Source organism: Sphingobium sp. PAMC28499, assembly GCF_004795815.1.
Taxonomy (GTDB): Bacteria; Pseudomonadota; Alphaproteobacteria; order Sphingomonadales; family Sphingomonadaceae; genus Sphingobium; species Sphingobium yanoikuyae.
The window spans coordinates 3,952,670-3,968,224 of sequence record NZ_CP039248.1; the positions used below are offsets into that span (position 1 = coordinate 3,952,670).

The window sequence follows — 15,555 nt, forward strand, 5'->3', positions numbered from 1 at the left end:
CTTCGATCGTTCCTTTCGGCGGCTTAGATACGCAGGGAACGGCATCATGAAATCCAGCGGGAATGGCGGACGGCCATAAATCCGGTTATGGAACCGGAATGTCCCTCCTGCAGTTGCGCACCTTCGTCGAAGTCTACCGCCGTCGTTCACTGAGCGAGGCGGCCCGGGCAATCGGCATCACCCAACCGGCTGCGTCGCAGCACATCGCATCGCTCGAGGCGCAATTGGGCCGTCCCTTGTTCGATCGCCATTCGCGGGGTGTTCGACCAACAGCGATTGCCGACGATCTCGCGGCTTCGATCGGAAGCAGCCTCGACACGGCGGAATCGGCACTGGCCAGCGCGCGGGCCCGATCGTCGCGCATCTCGGGCACGGTCCACATCGCCGCGCCGTCGGACCTACTGGGAGAGATGATCGCGCCCCGACTGGCGCCGCTGCTGGATGCGGGGCTAGACCTGCGCCTGCATATCGGCGGGCGCGAGGCGCTCTATGCCTTGCTGCTCGAAGACAAGGTGCACCTAGCCGTCACCGCCTCGCAGCCCGAAGATCCGCGGTTGGCCTTTCATCCGCTGGGCGAAGAGCACCTGCGCGCCGTAGCCTCGCCCGCCGTGGCCATGCGGATTGCCGAATTGCCGCTTGCCGACGGGCTCAACCGGACGGCCCACCTCGCGTACGACCTCGACCGACCGCTGCTGCGTACCTGGCTCCATGCAAACCAGATCGAGCTGACGAGCCAGCCCGCGTTGACCGCGCCCGATCTGAGGGTGCTACGGTCGGGATTGTGCGCGGGTCTCGGCTGGACGGTGATGCCTGGCTATCTCACCCGCAGCGAACGCGCTGCCTGCACGCTGATCGAGATACCTGCCCCGGTCACGGTGCCGCGCAACGCTTACTACCTCGTCTGGGCACGCTCATCGCTGCGACACCCGCGCGTGGCCATGGCTCGGGATGCCCTGATTGCTGCACTCCGAAAATAATGGTGGCCACGCCTGTTGGGCCGTGAGCGCAATGTCGGGTCTGAACCAGTTGAGCGCTGGCGAAACGAATGGCGGCTTTCGGGATCGTCGGCTACAAGGCCGAACGTCCGAATTTAGGGCGCATTGCTGCCAGACGGTTTCACGGCGACCGAGCGGCAGGTTTTGGCAGAAGCTGTCGTTGAAAGCGCGACCGGCGAACGACGCATCTTGGTCGGGTGCTGCCGAGAGCCGAACGCCGCGTCGTGGGACTTTGCGCTCAGTCCGGTTTTGAGCTTCTGGTCAAGGAAAGCGGACGTTCAAGAGTAACGCATGACGCACCAGTTTCAGCTTCGCAACGGGATCTAGCACGAGCTCGTGAACGAGGAGGTCAATGTTACCGATGATGCGGAGTTCCTCGACGGCTTCGCAGCGCTGGCTCGGTTACAGTGCAGGCAGATACACCATTTTAGTCGTCAGTAGACAGCACGTCGCAGCGGCAGGCATCGACCTCGGTTGTCTCGCGAAGCCATCCTCCGGCAGTCGAACTATTCTAATTAAGAGCGAGCAGGCCGGCAAGGATGCGCCATAGTCGATCCGTCCAGCGCGTTAATGTCTGCCCATCGCTATCCACTCCATTGCGTGGGGGCATCGTTTGGCTATGCTCCCTCGAGAAAGGGGGGGATATGCGCATCGATTTCGTTGAGGTTGCCAATTTCAGGAAGCTGATTTCGACACGAATTGGACTTTCGCCCGAAAAGACAGTGTTCGTTGGTGCCAACAACAGCGGAAAAACCTCCGCTATCACTGCGCTGCGATACTTCCTTGTCGATGGGGAGCGCTCGAGCTTCTGCTTCAACGACTTCACCCTTTCGCATTGGCCCGCCATCAACGCGATGGGTGAGGTTTGGGAGGATGCTCATGTCGCGGAAGCGGCAGTGCCACCGCCGGCGTGGGACGGAATTCTGCCATCCCTGGATGTCTGGCTTCATGTCGAAGAGCACGAAGTCCATTACGTTCAGAAAATCCTGCCGACCCTGGATTGGGCAGGCGGGCGCCTGGGCGTCAGATTGCGATATGAGCCGAAAGACGGTGAACAGCTTCAGAAAGATTACCTGAGTGCTCGCAGCGACGCGCGTAAATTGCAAGCCGCCGGAGCGGCACTCGCGCAGGAGAAGGGCGAAGCACCAGAAAACTTTCAGGTTACGATCTGGCCGCAGACATTGGTCGAGTTCCTGCAGCGTCGCGTTTCAAGCTATTTCGGGGTCAGAACCTATGTTCTTGATCCGGCCGCCTGCGTCGAACCCGAGCATGGGCTAGCACGACCTCAGCAGTTGCAGGGTGCCGAGCCCATCGACGGTGATCCGTTTAAGGGCTTGATCCGTATTCACGAGATCAGCGCTCAACGCGGTTTCGGTCATGCCGGCGAGCAGGTGGGTGCGGAGGGCGAGACGAGTGCCAGCAGTGCGACCTCGCGGCGGCTGTCGGCGCAACTGCGGCAATATTACTCGCGTCATCTCGACCCATATGAAAATCCAGATGCTCAAGACCTTCTGGCGTTGAGAGCGATCGAAGAGGCGCAAAAGGCGTTCAACCTGCGTCTGACCGACGGTTTCAAGAATCCGCTCACCGAGATGGACACGCTCGGTTATCCGGGGGTCACCGATCCGAAGCTCAGCATTTCGACGCGTATCAGACCCGTCGAGGGCTTGAACCATGATGCAGCGGTGCAGTTTGTCGTTCCGATGCAGGACGGCGACAATTCGGTCGATCTGTTCCTGCCCGAGGATTCGAATGGTCTGGGCTACCAGAACCTGATCTCGATGGTTTTCAGGTTGATGGCGTTTCGCGACAGCTGGATGCGGGTCGGCAAGGCTCAGCACAAAGTCGCTGAAGACGACATCATTGCCCCGTTGCACCTTGTCCTAATCGAAGAGCCTGAGGTGCATCTGCACACGCAGGTCCAGCAGGTTTTCATCCGGCAAGCATATAAAATCCTACGAAACCACGAGTTGTTGCGCGCGAATCCGAATTTTGTGACCCAAATGGTCGTGAGTACGCACTCGAGCCATATCGCGCACGAGTGCAACTTCGAATCGCTCCGGTATTTCCGCCGATTGCCTGGCGGGCAAAAGACGATCCCGACCTCCTGCGTCATCAATCTGGAAAATGCGTTCGGGGGCGACCAAGATACCAAGCGATTTGTCACACGCTACTTAAAGGTCACGCACTGCGACCTGTTTTTCGCGGACGCCGCGGTGTTGATCGAGGGACCGGCGGAGCGCATCCTCGTCCCCAGTTTTGTATCCTCTCATGCCGAATTCGCGAAGCTGTCGGAGAGCTACATCACCTGGCTGGAAATCGGCGGCAGCCATGCGCACAAGCTGCGCAGCCTGATCGAGAAAATCGGGCTCACCACGCTGGTGATCACCGACATCGATTCCAAGGATGCCGACGGCAACACGGCGGCACCTATGCGCGACGCTGCGCATACGTCGGGTAACTACACGCTGCGAAACTGGTGGCCGGCCATCAGCGAGCTGGACGCCCTGCTCGACAAGCCCGAGGCCGAGAAGGAAAAAGCTTATGATGCCGAGCGCTTCAAGCTCCGGATCGCCTACCAATGCCCGATCGAAGTCCAATTCAAGGGCGCGACGACCGAGGCTCTTGCATACACCCTCGAGGATGCGATCGTGGTCAGCAATCTCAACCTCTTCGCCGAACTCCCCGGTTCCGGCTTAATTGCGAAGTTTCGGGGAGCGATCGCCGCCAGCGCCGATTTTGCTGCGCTCAGCGCGGCTTTGAAGGAGGCGCTAAAGAGTGGGAACAAGGCCGAATTTGCGCTGGATTTGCTGGAAATCGAAAACCCGAGCGATCTGAAGCCGCCGCTTTATATTCGCGAAGGCCTGCTTTGGCTCGGCACGCAGCTCGAACGAAAGAAGGCCGAACTGGGCCTCGCTCAAATCCTCGCGCTGGATCCCGCGCCGAATGAAGCGCCGATGCCCGGGACCCCACAATGACAGATGGTACCGCCTCGAATGTCACGCTCGATGACGATGTCGAAAATCAGCTCGCGACCTATCTCGATTTGGATCGCCCGAAGAGCTTTTTTTTGTTCGCTGGCGCGGGCTCGGGAAAAACGCGGTCACTGGTGAATGCGCTTCGCCATATCGCGGACAAATATCGCGATGCTCTGCGGTTACGGGCACGCAATGTAGCGGTGATCACCTACACCAACGCGGCTTGCGATGAGATTACCCGCAGGCTCGAATATGATCCGCTGTTTGTGGTGCGCACGATCCATAGCTTCGCATGGATGCAAATTCAGAACTTCCACGTCGACATCCGCGTGTGGCTTCGGACCAATTTGCAGGCCGACATCGAAGTCTTGATGATAGAGGAGGAGAAAGGTCGTGCCGGTACGAAAGCGTCGGCCGCGCGCCAGATCCAGATTGAATCGAAACAAAAGCGGCTCGGCCGTTTGGACGAGATCAAGGTTTTCACTTACAATCCGAGCGGCGACAATCGCGAACGAAACGCCCTGAACCATGCTGAGGTCATCAAGATTTTCTCGGCATTCCTGCTCGAAAAAACGCTTATGCAACGCATGTTCGTGGAGAAATACCCGTTCCTGCTGATCGACGAGAGCCAGGATACTAGCAAGACGCTGATCGAAGCGCTGTTCGCGGTCCAACAGGCGCATGCCGATCGCTTCTGCCTCGGACTCATCGGAGACACCATGCAGCGCATCTACCTCGACGGGAAAGAGCATATCGAACGCGATATCCCGGAAGGCTGGGCGTTTCCGGAAAAGCGCCTCAATCATCGAAGCCCCCATCGCATCGTTCGCCTAATCAACGACATCCGCGATGGCGCCGATACGCACAAGCAGGAACCGCGTGACGACGCCGGTGAAGGCTGGGCTCGGCTGTTCGCCTTCTCCAGCGACCTTGACGACAAGCCTGCCGCCGAGAACCGGGTGCGGGCCTATATGGCGTCGCTTACCAATGATGATGCCTGGAATGACCCGGCAGAATGCAAGGTTCTGACGCTTGAACATCATATGGCCGCCAAACGGATGGGGTTTGAGCCGCTATTCGAGGCACTCGCCTCGGTTGACGAGTTTCGTACCAGCTTTTTGGACGGCAGCTTTCCGGCCACCCGGTTTTTCACGCACTATGTGTTGCCCTTGGTCTCTGCCCACCAGCGCAACGACAAGTTCGCCATCGCGAAACTTGTCCGGGAGACCTCGCCACTGCTGAGCAAGGACAACCTAAAAGCATCGACGAATCCGCTGGATCAGCTTCGACTGGCGCAATCCGCGATCGACAGTCTTTTGGCGCTCTGGACATCCCAAGTGCCCAGCTGTGCGGCCGTGCTCGGCAATGTTGCGGGCACCGGCTTGTTCCAGGTTCCGGAAAGCTTGAAAGCCGCGCTCGCCGCGCAGCGCGCAGACGAGATCGTGGACGCTGAGGATGAGGCTGCCGACCCCGTCGGCCGGAACCTCGATGCGATACTGAACTTCCTCGACTGCCCCTTTTCGGTGATCCCGCCCTATGCCGCCTATGTCACAAAGGAAGCCGCGTTCGACACGCATCAAGGGGTGAAAGGCCTGGAATTTGATCGCGTCATGGTCCTCATGGACGATGGCGACGCCCGGGGATTTCTCTTCGGATATGATAAGCTGCTGGGAGCGAAGGCGCTAAGCGCGACCGATCTCAAGAATGCCGAGGAAGGCCGGGATTCGGCGATCGATAGAACACGTCGGCTCTTTTATGTGACCTGTAGTCGCGCCAAATCGAGTCTTGCGCTGGTTGCCTATACGGCTGATCCGGCCACCGTAAAGGCGCATGTCGTCGCGGCTGGCTGGTTTCATGAAGATGAAGTTGTTCTGGCGTTGCCCGATAATGCCCAGTAATCGCGACCACGGGTTCACCGAGCACGGAGTGACGGACCGACTTTGTGCATCTGACTTTTCGGCCCTCTTGTCCGCGCTTCCCGCAGGCTTGCGCGATACTGGATGGTTGACAACAAAGATTGAAGGCGACGATCGACAAATCATCAACGCCGTTGAACAAATCTGCAGTAAGCTCGGCACGGTCGTTCATGGTCGAGGCGGTGTTGAGGTGGAGACCATAGCCCCATCCCCGCGGGAACTCGCTCACCCACGATCGCTCAGTGCGCTACACGGCTTGGGGACGTTTCCACTGCACGTCGAGCTCAGCCATCGCATACGTCCATGCCGCTATGTCGTCTTGGCATGCTTGAACCCGGGTATTCCGTCGGTGGCTACAGCCTTGGTTGACCGCAACCAGCTCGTGTTTTCGTCGGATGAGAGAGCCATGCTGCGCAACGCAGTCGTGCTGGTCCGCTCTGGCAGGCGATCCTTCTACTCCTCGATACTGCCGGCAGACGAGGCGTGGATGAGGTTCGACATCGGGTGCATGGAAGCATTTGATGCACGTGGTCGTACCGCCATCGAGATGGTCGAGGATCGCCTTACGCGTTCTTCTCCAACCCTTCATCACTGGAACGCTGGTGGGATCTTGGTCATCGATAATTGGCGCGTCCTGCATGGAAGGACGTCAGCCGAAGGTGCTGTCGGGCGCCGCCTCTCAAGGATGCTAGTTGATGGCTGATGACGTCTTTATCGCAATCAGCGGCGAAGCGTTGCATGCGAAGTCCAAGGTTTACATGGGCCGAGCAATGACACGGAAGGCGGCCGGCGACCTTGACGAATACCAGCTCTGGGCGTCGCTCGCCCTCGAGCTTCTCGGCAAGGCGGCCCTCGCACGACAGCATCCTTGCCTTGTCGTCGATCCCCAGCATGCCCCGTCCATGTTCGTAGCAGCCGGGTTCAACATCACTACTGACGTGAAGACGATAACCGCGAAGACTCTCTTTGAACGGCTGACGCATCTCGTGCCGCGCTTCGACAAGGTGGTGCAGAAGTTCTGCATGGAGATCGCGGAGCGCCGGAATGCTGAACTTCATTCAGCAGATCTTCCCTTCAAAACCATGCGCCTTGACGCTTGGGAGGAACGCTATTGGCACGCCTGCGACACCATACTGCGCCATATGGAGACTTCGTTGGAGGACTGGATCGGCGCCGCTGATGCCGCAGCTCCGCGTCAACTCCTGGCCGAGGCTGCCTCGGCCCTAACCGCTGCGGTCAAGTTGCGGGTCGAATCCCATCGGGCCGCCTTTCAGGAGCTGAAGAAGGCGGAGAGGGAGAAGCTCCATGCGGACGCTGAGCTGCGCGAACCGGATAAGCAGACTGTTCTGTTCCCCGACAGGTATGACGAAATCTGGTCGGAATCCTGCCCGGCCTGCGCCTGTCGCGCGTTCGTTACAGGCGAACAGACAGGCGAGGACATCACGAAAGAGGCGGACGAATACGGCATTTGGGAAACCGTCGATCGGGAGTTCGTCGGTGAGGAATTCAAGTGCCCCACTTGCGATCTCACCCTCACCGGCAGTGACGAACTGGATGCTGCTGGGATCGACTACATCCATACCGATCAGCAGGAGCGGGAGATGGAATATGAACCGGACTATGGGAACGATTGATCGGACGTATGGGAGGCTTCTGATCCCCCTACATCAGCTTTGAAACCACTTTTGCGGGCATGGTCGGAGACGAATTCGAGTTTGTCGTCGAGCAGGAAGTTCATGTCCCCCGACGCGAGCAGCGCCGCCGCCTGATCCCGATCTAGCCCGGCCACCTCGGGCAGCACCGGGAACGCCACGGTCATCAGATGGCCGAACAACGCCTGATCGTATGGCCGGAAAAGCGGTTTCGATTCTGTGGCTCCGCCGATCAGCACGTCCTTCTTATCCGGCGAAACCTGGGTCCAGAAGCGCGGTCGGTTTACCAGATCGAGGTTCGCCATGGCAAAGTGGATGGCCAGCTCGCGGGCCTGGAAGCTGCTGAGCGGGCCGTTGATCTTCTCTATGATCCACATGACGCGGTTCAGCGCGGCGTGGGCGTCGTCGAAGACTGCGATGATCCCCGTGCGGCCAAGCTGAAGATACAGAGTCTGCGCATCGGTGATCGTGAGGAGGTCAAAGTCACGCTCGCCCGCGTCGATTGGGAAGACATAGAGCGATCCGGTCGCCTCGGGCATAAGGGTTGCGCCGATATGAAAGGCGCGCGCGACGGCATGGAGGTGGTGCATGTGCTCCCAGGTGTAGTCCACCGATATAGGAGCGTCGCCGTCGTTGAAGTTACGATGCTTCCGTAGCCGCCGGTCGTTAAGATGCAGCTTGAGGAATATCAGCGCCATCCAGGTGAAGAGGTGCTGTCCACCGCCGCCAGCGACATGGTTTTGAACGGCATCGCCCCCCGCGCGGACCAGCGGGCTGATGACATCCTCGAACTCACGCGCCATTTCGGTGTTGCAGTGCGCGCAGCACGGAATCGTGTAGTTGCCGTACACCGTTTGCCTGCCATTGGGCAGCGTGATTGCTTTCTTGTGCAGGTCGAAGGCGTGCAGCACCCAGTTGGGAACGATGTGCTCGTCGTTGAAGGCATTGCCGGCGCGGGGCCGGCCGCAGACGAAGCACGAAGTTCCCTCGCATATCGTCTCAACGAACTCGGGCCATGAGAAGAGCAGCACCTCTCCCGCTTCGTTACGGATCGAAACGTCCGGTGGAACGATCGCAACGGGGGGCTTGGTCATCTGAATACTCTCTGTGGGCCTTGGACCATACAGACAACCGCCCCCTAAGCGATGAAGAATTCTCTCCGCTCGAAACCATGCTGGTCTTGATATCCGGGAAGACGCGAACGAGCATGCCAACATGTTCGAACTCACCCGCTTCTCCGGATCACTATCCGGTCATGGCCATAGCCACCCGATCGATTTCACGGCTGAGGTGGACGGCGAAGGCGTGCTATTTGTCCAACTCGCTCGACTTCCTTTTTCCGACACGGCCTATGGGCTCTATCATCCGCCCGAGCCGACGGAACTGCTTGATCGGATTTTGCTCGAGGGTGTCGCCGAGAACGGCGCCACTTTCCGATCCGATAGCTTCAGCATCCTTCACTTCAGCCACGGATCAATCGATGGGCAAGAACTCGACTTCCAGGGGCAGTGCGCCGTTGCGGATATCACGCGACCGATGGCGGGGCCGCACAAGCAGGCTAGCAAGCTATGGCTGATCCGGAAATTCAGCACCTTCCATCGCATCTCTAGGCAGACGCCGCTGGGAAAAATCTGGGCTGGCGGAATCGATGAAAGCGCGGATTCGCAGAAGCCAGGCGGGTTCCTCCATCTGTTCGATCCTTCTGACACCGCCGACGATGCTTGGCTGGAAAAGTCGGAACGCTTATTCATCCACGTTTGTCGCGTCATGTCCTTCGCATCGAGCAGCTATCTGATGCCCGTGGTCGAGCGCATCTTCAGCGGCACGACGGAGCGTATGCGCGTCGTGCGTAGAGGTCGGGCGGCACGGCCGGGTCTCGCCCCGTTTACGCCCATCCATCTCGAACCGATCTTCGCTGTCGCCTGCGACTCTTTTTCCACGCGAGCTGACACCGTAGCGAAACTCGACGCCGCGATCCGCTGGCTGGTGATGCCGGCGTCGTCACTGACATGCTGGAGCGGGCGCGGCTCGACGCTCCGATCGTTCCATTTTTCCTTCGGCACGCACTGCACGCGCTCGGTGAAGTCCCACAACTCCGGATCCCAGCGGTCCTGCTGACTGCGTCTCTCGATTATCTGTTCGATGATAGTCATGTCGTGACGATGGTAGTGAGCCCCCGACCATTGCGCCACAACTGTCGCCACCTGCACTGCCTGAAAGCGGACCGTCGGCACCTAGGAACCAAAAATTGAAGCCTGAGCGTCCGGCAAGGGTCGGATTCGGACGCTGCATGCGGGATGAATAGCGACATGTCGTCGCTGCCGATGAACCCTCAACTGTCATTCGGTACCGTAAAACAATCTGGGTCACTCTCGATCCGGTCAGCAAGCTGCCGCAGGAGAAGTGGCAAATCATTGCGCCCGTTCTCATCGATCTGGCGGACAATATCCTGCAGACCAGACACACCAAGTAATTTTCGCTTCGCTACTCGAAACTGATGGTCTGCAGCCCTTGTTCGAGCCTCAACATCGGCACGGCGCTTATCTGGGTTCGCTCTCGCCCGCTGAAGCACCAGGGCGGTCAGGTATGGCTTAAGGGATGCAGGTTGGATGCCCATCTTGTTCGCGGCGCTAGTCAAAACAGACATCCCCATTTCGTTATCAGCGGTGACCTCGACTCCGGCGGAAATCTGATCGAGCTCGTATCCGACTGCCCTGACAGCCGCTACTGCACGAATGCGATGATAACTAGCGTTACTGATCCCAGCCCTTACAAAAAAATCATCAAATATGCTTGTTACGCTATCTTTGTGAAGAACTTCCCCCGTTCTAGACGATATAAACACGTGACCTTTGTCGATAAATTCGGGGTTCCTGCCCTTTATTTTACCTATGATTGAATGCCTGCCTCCATCGATCCAACGCCTCATTCTCATCAAAAGGTCTAAATTGCATAGAACTGCGTGATTTCGGCGGCCTTTCCTTACAACAGTTATATAATGAGGGGTGTCATTCTCGATCATATCGAGAAGCTTTTCAAAGCTCGGAACGTGGCATTCCATGAGCTGCAAAACCTCGAATCTACGCAGATTCATTTCTTCTGGAATACTCACCAATAGTGAATTCCGCTCCGCAAGGACCGGATCCCCATCAAGCGAAACGTCGTGCAAGCGCTCCATTTCCTCGTCAGTCGGCGTGTGCCTTGCAGGGCGATTGCCAGTCCGTGGAAGAACGGTGCATTTCCAGCGCGTCGCAACGTCCCCTGCTCTCCGCCGCCGGCGAGTGACCATCGCCGTGATCTGAAATCGCTTTGATCGTTGACCGGCAGGCAGCTCCGCTGGAGCATAAATCCCAACGTGAAAGTAGATTCGCTTGTTCTGTTCTGCCCATACGTAGAATTCGAAAATTCTCTCTAACGAGTATCTTACACGCTTAAGATCGATCTCTTGAACCCTCCGGAGATACTCACGCCACTGTATGAGAAAATCATCATTGACCGTATCCCACCTGCGTTTGAACCTCCGGCAGTAGCAAAGAAATGGGCGAAGTGTTTTCGCATATTGATGAACCGTACTAGGGGCCAAACCTCTGGAAACTGTCAGATAGCGGAACCAGTCAGATGCTGGCTCATCAATGCCATCGGGCCATATAAGGGTAGGAATTGCGGGATACGGCACCCCAGCTATGAGGCATTCACTCCCTGTATGAACGAGCGTACCGGTCGGCTCGATACGGATAAGAGGACGCGACATCAACGCGCTCCGAGACCGATACCGCGAAATGGCGCTCGAACACCGTCTGCCGATAGCGCCAGGGCTGGATACCTACGGCTATTCCAAGGGATGTAGGCGATCATGGCGGCTGCGGAGGCGCAGATCGGGCGTTGAGCGTGTCCTTCGCCCAAACACCCCGCAGCTGGAACTGCCTATCACCGAAGCGGACAAAGCCACCATTTCGGAAAGTCAGCAATAGAGCCGACGAGGCAGCATCATCAGAGTGAAGCAGGTTTGCGACGTACTTGCGAAGGTCCGGCTCAGCTACAACGGTATCGCCAGCCATATACCGCTTCTGGAGGACATGGATGACTGCCCCATGAAGCCTCCTTGGATCGTCCTTCGCCACTTGGAAACGCTTGGCTGCAATGCTGTCTGACTTGCGCCATGAAGTTCCGAACGCCAAGAGGCGATAAGGGTCAGCATTGAGCCGCCGAAGGGCTGCATCACATCCGCAATATGCAGCATCGAGATGCGGCAAGGCACTCGTTGGCAATTGAAAGCGGCTGAGCCATTCGGCTAAAGTATCTCGGCACCAACTCGCCCAGAGCCGGCCCAAGCTCCTCGCCATTTCAGGAGGGAATGCAGGGCAACAAGCCAACAGAAAGGCTACGTCACCCTCTGCGACAGCGTCCAACAAGCGGTCGCCTAGCCTATCAGCGGCATGGTTAGCGAAAGCCTGACCGATCCCATGAAAGTGCGGTGAATTCGCTACCAGCTGCGCCCAGTTTCCTCTCGACGGCATTATTGGGAACCAGTGCGTAACACGAATCTGCTTTTCTGTCCGGCCATCGCGAGGATTCTTCCAATCGCAAATCTTCCCGGACACCCTCATCAACTGGCCGACGTGGAATTGCCCTATGGCCGGCATATGAAAGCCTGGCATTTGTAACGCGATACGTCCTGACCCGGCTTCAACGTTCTCAAGGCGGTTGCACACAAGTATCGCGCCATTTCCCATCTCAGCCAGATGGCGTATGCGATGGACCTGTAGGTCGAGGACGGTGATTTCTTCTACCATGGCAGACAACCATGCTCGGGAAGGTCGCAGATTAGCCAAAGCGCTTCCTGCTTCTGTCGTCGCAAATCGGCAATCTCAGCGGCTTGCGCGTCGATCTTTTCGTAGCAACGAGATAGCTCCATCGCGCGCTCGGGTTCGGCCGGCTCGCTGGGCGAGCCGCTTCTTTCTCTCGAAGCTCGTACGGCTTTCCTCCGCGGCTCGAGGTCATTTTCAAGATCGGCTATTAGCTGCCGGATCGTAGCATTCTGCCGCAGGACAGACGCACAGCATTCGATCCTCTGACACAGATAAACACGGTCGATCCTTCCGTGGATCACGGCAACAGCGCGAATTTCCGGGTCGGTCTCGATCTTGTGAATGATCGCCCGAGCGCGATGGAGATAGACCTTGCCCCTATCCCGCCCTGAGAGCCCTTCAACACTATCCCAGACATTCGCCATCTCCGAGAAACGCATCAGGCTGGCCTCGGTCCGCGCTGGTTAGACCTTCGCTCTTCAGCCAATTCTTTCGTTAGCCTGGCAATCTCCTTATCCTTATCCGCCAGGCGATCGACATCGGAATCGTTAAGTGCGCGCGCGTCGTCCAATTGCGCCTTGATCACATGATAGTTGTTGGCGGCCCGCTGCAAGCACGCCTCGCACGCACTGTGCTCAGTCCAGGGTGTAGCCGACACCGCCTCCTTGCCCCGCGACCGCGGGAGTATTCGCCCCGATTTACTTCGACGAGGCTCGCCCCATTTCTTCCTGATGTCAGAATATAGCTGCTCTATCAGCGCGACTTTCTCCCCACGCACTCGCTCGGAGTGCACCTTCGTGAAGGTCCGAGGTGAAGGGATCTGCTCAATTCCCAACTCATCGTCTTGCCACTCTCTCGCTTCTGTCAGGCTGGCAGGCAGGCTCGCGAACTTGCCGGGGGGTACGCCATTTTCAAGCCAATCCGAAAGCACCGCAATCCGGCGATCGATACGCTGCATGATCGTAGTTTTGCGCGGCTCTTCGTGAACCATGAGATCCAAAACATCGGTCATGATCATTCAACGTAATCAAGAATAGAGTCCTCGCTGGACTTACCCGCACGAGCGTCGCGGACTTCATTCAGGATGACGAGGTTAGCTGCTTCTAGGTCACCGAAAAGGGTTCCTGCACGCTCTGCGCTTGCGACAGCAAACTGTAACTCCTCCGCTTGGCCATCATAATATGGCAACTTGCTGGCGGAGATCAGCGCCCAAGGGCATTCAATGCATACCGTCGGATTTGCACTCGCGAAATCCGGGCCAACCGTCCCCTCAGGCAGTGCTTTTCCAGCCCGGCAACGTGCCCGCTCTGCAGCCTTGCGCGAACGTGGGCATGTGCAATCGACCCAAGGCTTTGGCGTCAGGACAAGATGACTCCTTTGCATGAACGACTTCAATCGAAATCCCGCCTCCTTAGGGTCAATGACGAGCACCATCTGCCGCATCTTATCCATGATGAGCTTGCCGTATTTGCTGAGCTTCTTACCCATTCCACCCGTGAACCCATGGTTCGAGACGATTGCGCGAGCCTTGGCTTGATTGAAACCCCATTCGGTATCGGTCCAGATCGCATCAACGTCAGGGTCTTTCGTGACATAGACGCGCGTCATCTCCAGATTAAAATGGCGCAGATGGTGGGCGAGCACATTAATCGAGGCCCCTTCCCATCGATAGTAGTACAATATCGCGAAGAATCGTCGAAACTGATGTGGTGACCAGTGCCAAGGTAAAGCGACAGCGTCTCCAATCGCTTTAGGCAGCGGAACTTCGACAAAGCGGGCAAAATCATCGAGAGCGCTCTTAGCGGCGAAGGAAAAATGTTTCTCGTTCTGCCCAATTATGCTGCTGTACTGGAATATAACATCATTCCCGGCGGCCTCCCTCGCCCTTGCACTCAGCTTCATTAGAACCTTGAAGGCGGCCGCAACAACATTCGGCACCGGAATTGCCTCTTTCCGCTGCAATGTCTTCTCGATGTAAATCTCAAGAAAATACCCATCCAGATCATTGCCGCGAAGACTGTCGACCCTCAGGTCAAGAATCTCTTCAAGACGGCGAGCTGTGAAAGTCGCGATAACGATAAAGCAAGCAGTCATCAGGTATCGAATGGCTTTACCAAGGGACAGGCTATAGCCCCTCTGACGCTGGCGGATCGAGATTTCGAACGGAAGCTCTTCGTCGTCAACTACATCTGAGACCGCGAGCCCCTCTCGCGGCGGCGCGTGACGATATCGAACCGCCACGCGCTCATAGGCCTTTATCAGAGCGTCAGAATGCTCGACGACCCAGATTGCAGCATTCTCCATAAGATGCAGTGCAAGACGTGGCGGGGGTGTCGGGGTGCGAACGGTCCCGACACCCTTAGTCCGAGCAACTTCGGCAAGGCCTTGCGGGAACGGCCGCCGCTTAATCGCGTCATCGCCGATCACATCGGCCATCGCGTACAACCCCTCGATCGGGTCGAGCCAACTGGTCAGGTTCTGGACCGTTACATTAGCGATCTCGGGCATTTCGTCGGCTGGCAAGGTGGAGACCTTCACGCCATGATCGATCGCCGCCGTAACAAGATGCCAGCGCGCTTGAGGGCAATGCGGCAGTATCCAGCCCGGCAAGCCGATCGCCTGACCTACCGCATCGTAGTCAAGAAAGCTTGTGCGGTGCTTCGGGACTGGCGATCCTTCGCTTGCTCGTTGGCCTTGAACCGGAAAGCCGCCAAAATCTGTCGGCCTCTCCCTCTGCTCGCTGGCCAATCGGATGATATAGGCTCGAATTTTCTCCGGGACAGCGAGCACCGCCTCAGTGCCGTAGCGGGCAAACTCGACGAACTTCTCTACTAGGTACGGTGTAAATTCAGCAAAGGTGTAGATCCCTAGATCAGTGAGGTATCGCGCAATCTTGATGACATTGCGAACAAGGGCGGCATGAACATCAGCGTTATCGACTTTGCTGTAACGTCCGTCCCGAACGAGAAACGCATACTCCTTAACTGCATGATATAGCCGAGGGTGTTTTGTGAGGCACACCCCATCCGCCATGATGAATTCAAAATCGATATCGTAGATATCTTCTGGCTTGTTGGTGCTCGCCATTCGCCAATGAGGTGCCGAGTAAGGCTCCAGAAGCCAAGGTGCCGTCCGATCTGTGTCATTCAGACGTGCCGGCAGTTCGTCTGGGAAGAGTGTAAGCTGGTTGGCTACCATCGCTATCT

12 protein-coding genes are annotated in these 15,555 nt (G+C 57.6%); 6 read left to right on the forward strand and 6 right to left on the reverse strand.

All coding sequences use genetic code 11. The features are described from left to right. Positions 1–98: 98 nt before the first annotated feature. The 5 genes from E5554_RS18810 to E5554_RS18830 all read left to right on the forward strand — a co-directional run bounded on the left by E5554_RS18810 (position 99) and on the right by E5554_RS18830 (position 7,523). Positions 99–977, forward strand: coding sequence for a LysR family transcriptional regulator (locus E5554_RS18810; RefSeq protein ID WP_031297874.1), 879 nt, complete (start codon positions 99–101; stop codon positions 975–977). A 662-nt stretch (positions 978–1,639) separates the two neighbouring features. After that, positions 1,640–3,973: an AAA family ATPase gene (locus E5554_RS18815; protein ID WP_136187720.1), complete on the forward strand. Its 2,334-nt coding sequence runs from the start codon at positions 1,640–1,642 to the stop codon at positions 3,971–3,973. After that, entirely contained in the window at positions 3,970–5,871 is a 1,902-nt protein-coding gene (locus E5554_RS18820; protein WP_136187721.1) for a UvrD-helicase domain-containing protein, read from the forward strand. The genes E5554_RS18815 and E5554_RS18820 overlap by 4 nt, the downstream gene beginning before the upstream one ends. Then, entirely contained in the window at positions 5,828–6,592 is a 765-nt protein-coding gene (locus E5554_RS18825) for a TauD/TfdA family dioxygenase (RefSeq protein ID WP_210729771.1), read from the forward strand. The genes E5554_RS18820 and E5554_RS18825 overlap by 44 nt, the downstream gene beginning before the upstream one ends. Next, the gene (locus E5554_RS18830) at positions 6,585–7,523 is read left to right on the forward strand and encodes a hypothetical protein (RefSeq protein ID WP_136187722.1); all 939 of its coding nucleotides are present in this window, start codon (positions 6,585–6,587) and stop codon (positions 7,521–7,523) included. Before E5554_RS18825 ends, E5554_RS18830 begins: the two co-directional genes overlap by 8 nt. On the opposite strand, the gene E5554_RS18835 is transcribed toward E5554_RS18830, so the two are convergent. Further along, a complete protein-coding gene (locus tag E5554_RS18835) occupies positions 7,508–8,635 on the reverse strand; it encodes a hypothetical protein (protein WP_136187723.1) in 1,128 nt (375 codons plus the stop codon). The genes E5554_RS18830 and E5554_RS18835 overlap by 16 nt on opposite strands. 121 nt (positions 8,636–8,756) lie before the next feature. On the opposite strand from E5554_RS18835, the gene E5554_RS18840 reads away from it, so the two are divergent. Continuing rightward, positions 8,757–9,659, forward strand: a complete 903-nt coding sequence (locus E5554_RS18840) for a hypothetical protein (RefSeq protein ID WP_136187724.1) — start codon at positions 8,757–8,759, stop codon at positions 9,657–9,659. Between the two features lie 214 nt (positions 9,660–9,873). On the opposite strand, the gene E5554_RS23410 is transcribed toward E5554_RS18840, so the two are convergent. The 5 genes from E5554_RS23410 to E5554_RS18865 all read right to left on the reverse strand — a co-directional run bounded on the left by E5554_RS23410 (position 9,874) and on the right by E5554_RS18865 (position 15,547). Beyond that, positions 9,874–10,710, reverse strand: coding sequence for a hypothetical protein (locus E5554_RS23410; protein WP_247594303.1), 837 nt, complete (start codon positions 10,708–10,710; stop codon positions 9,874–9,876). Between the two features lie 682 nt (positions 10,711–11,392). Then, a complete protein-coding gene (locus E5554_RS18850; RefSeq protein ID WP_136187726.1) occupies positions 11,393–12,334 on the reverse strand; it encodes a helix-hairpin-helix domain-containing protein in 942 nt (313 codons plus the stop codon). After that, entirely contained in the window at positions 12,328–12,789 is a 462-nt protein-coding gene (locus tag E5554_RS18855; RefSeq protein WP_136187727.1) for a hypothetical protein, read from the reverse strand. Before E5554_RS18855 ends, E5554_RS18850 begins: the two co-directional genes overlap by 7 nt. After that, entirely contained in the window at positions 12,789–13,367 is a 579-nt protein-coding gene (locus E5554_RS18860) for a hypothetical protein (RefSeq protein ID WP_136187728.1), read from the reverse strand. The genes E5554_RS18855 and E5554_RS18860 overlap by 1 nt, the downstream gene beginning before the upstream one ends. Continuing rightward, on the reverse strand, positions 13,364–15,547 hold the full coding sequence (locus E5554_RS18865; RefSeq protein ID WP_136187729.1) for a site-specific integrase: 2,184 nt from the start codon (positions 15,545–15,547) through the stop codon (positions 13,364–13,366). The genes E5554_RS18860 and E5554_RS18865 overlap by 4 nt, the downstream gene beginning before the upstream one ends. Positions 15,548–15,555 lie beyond the last annotated feature (8 nt).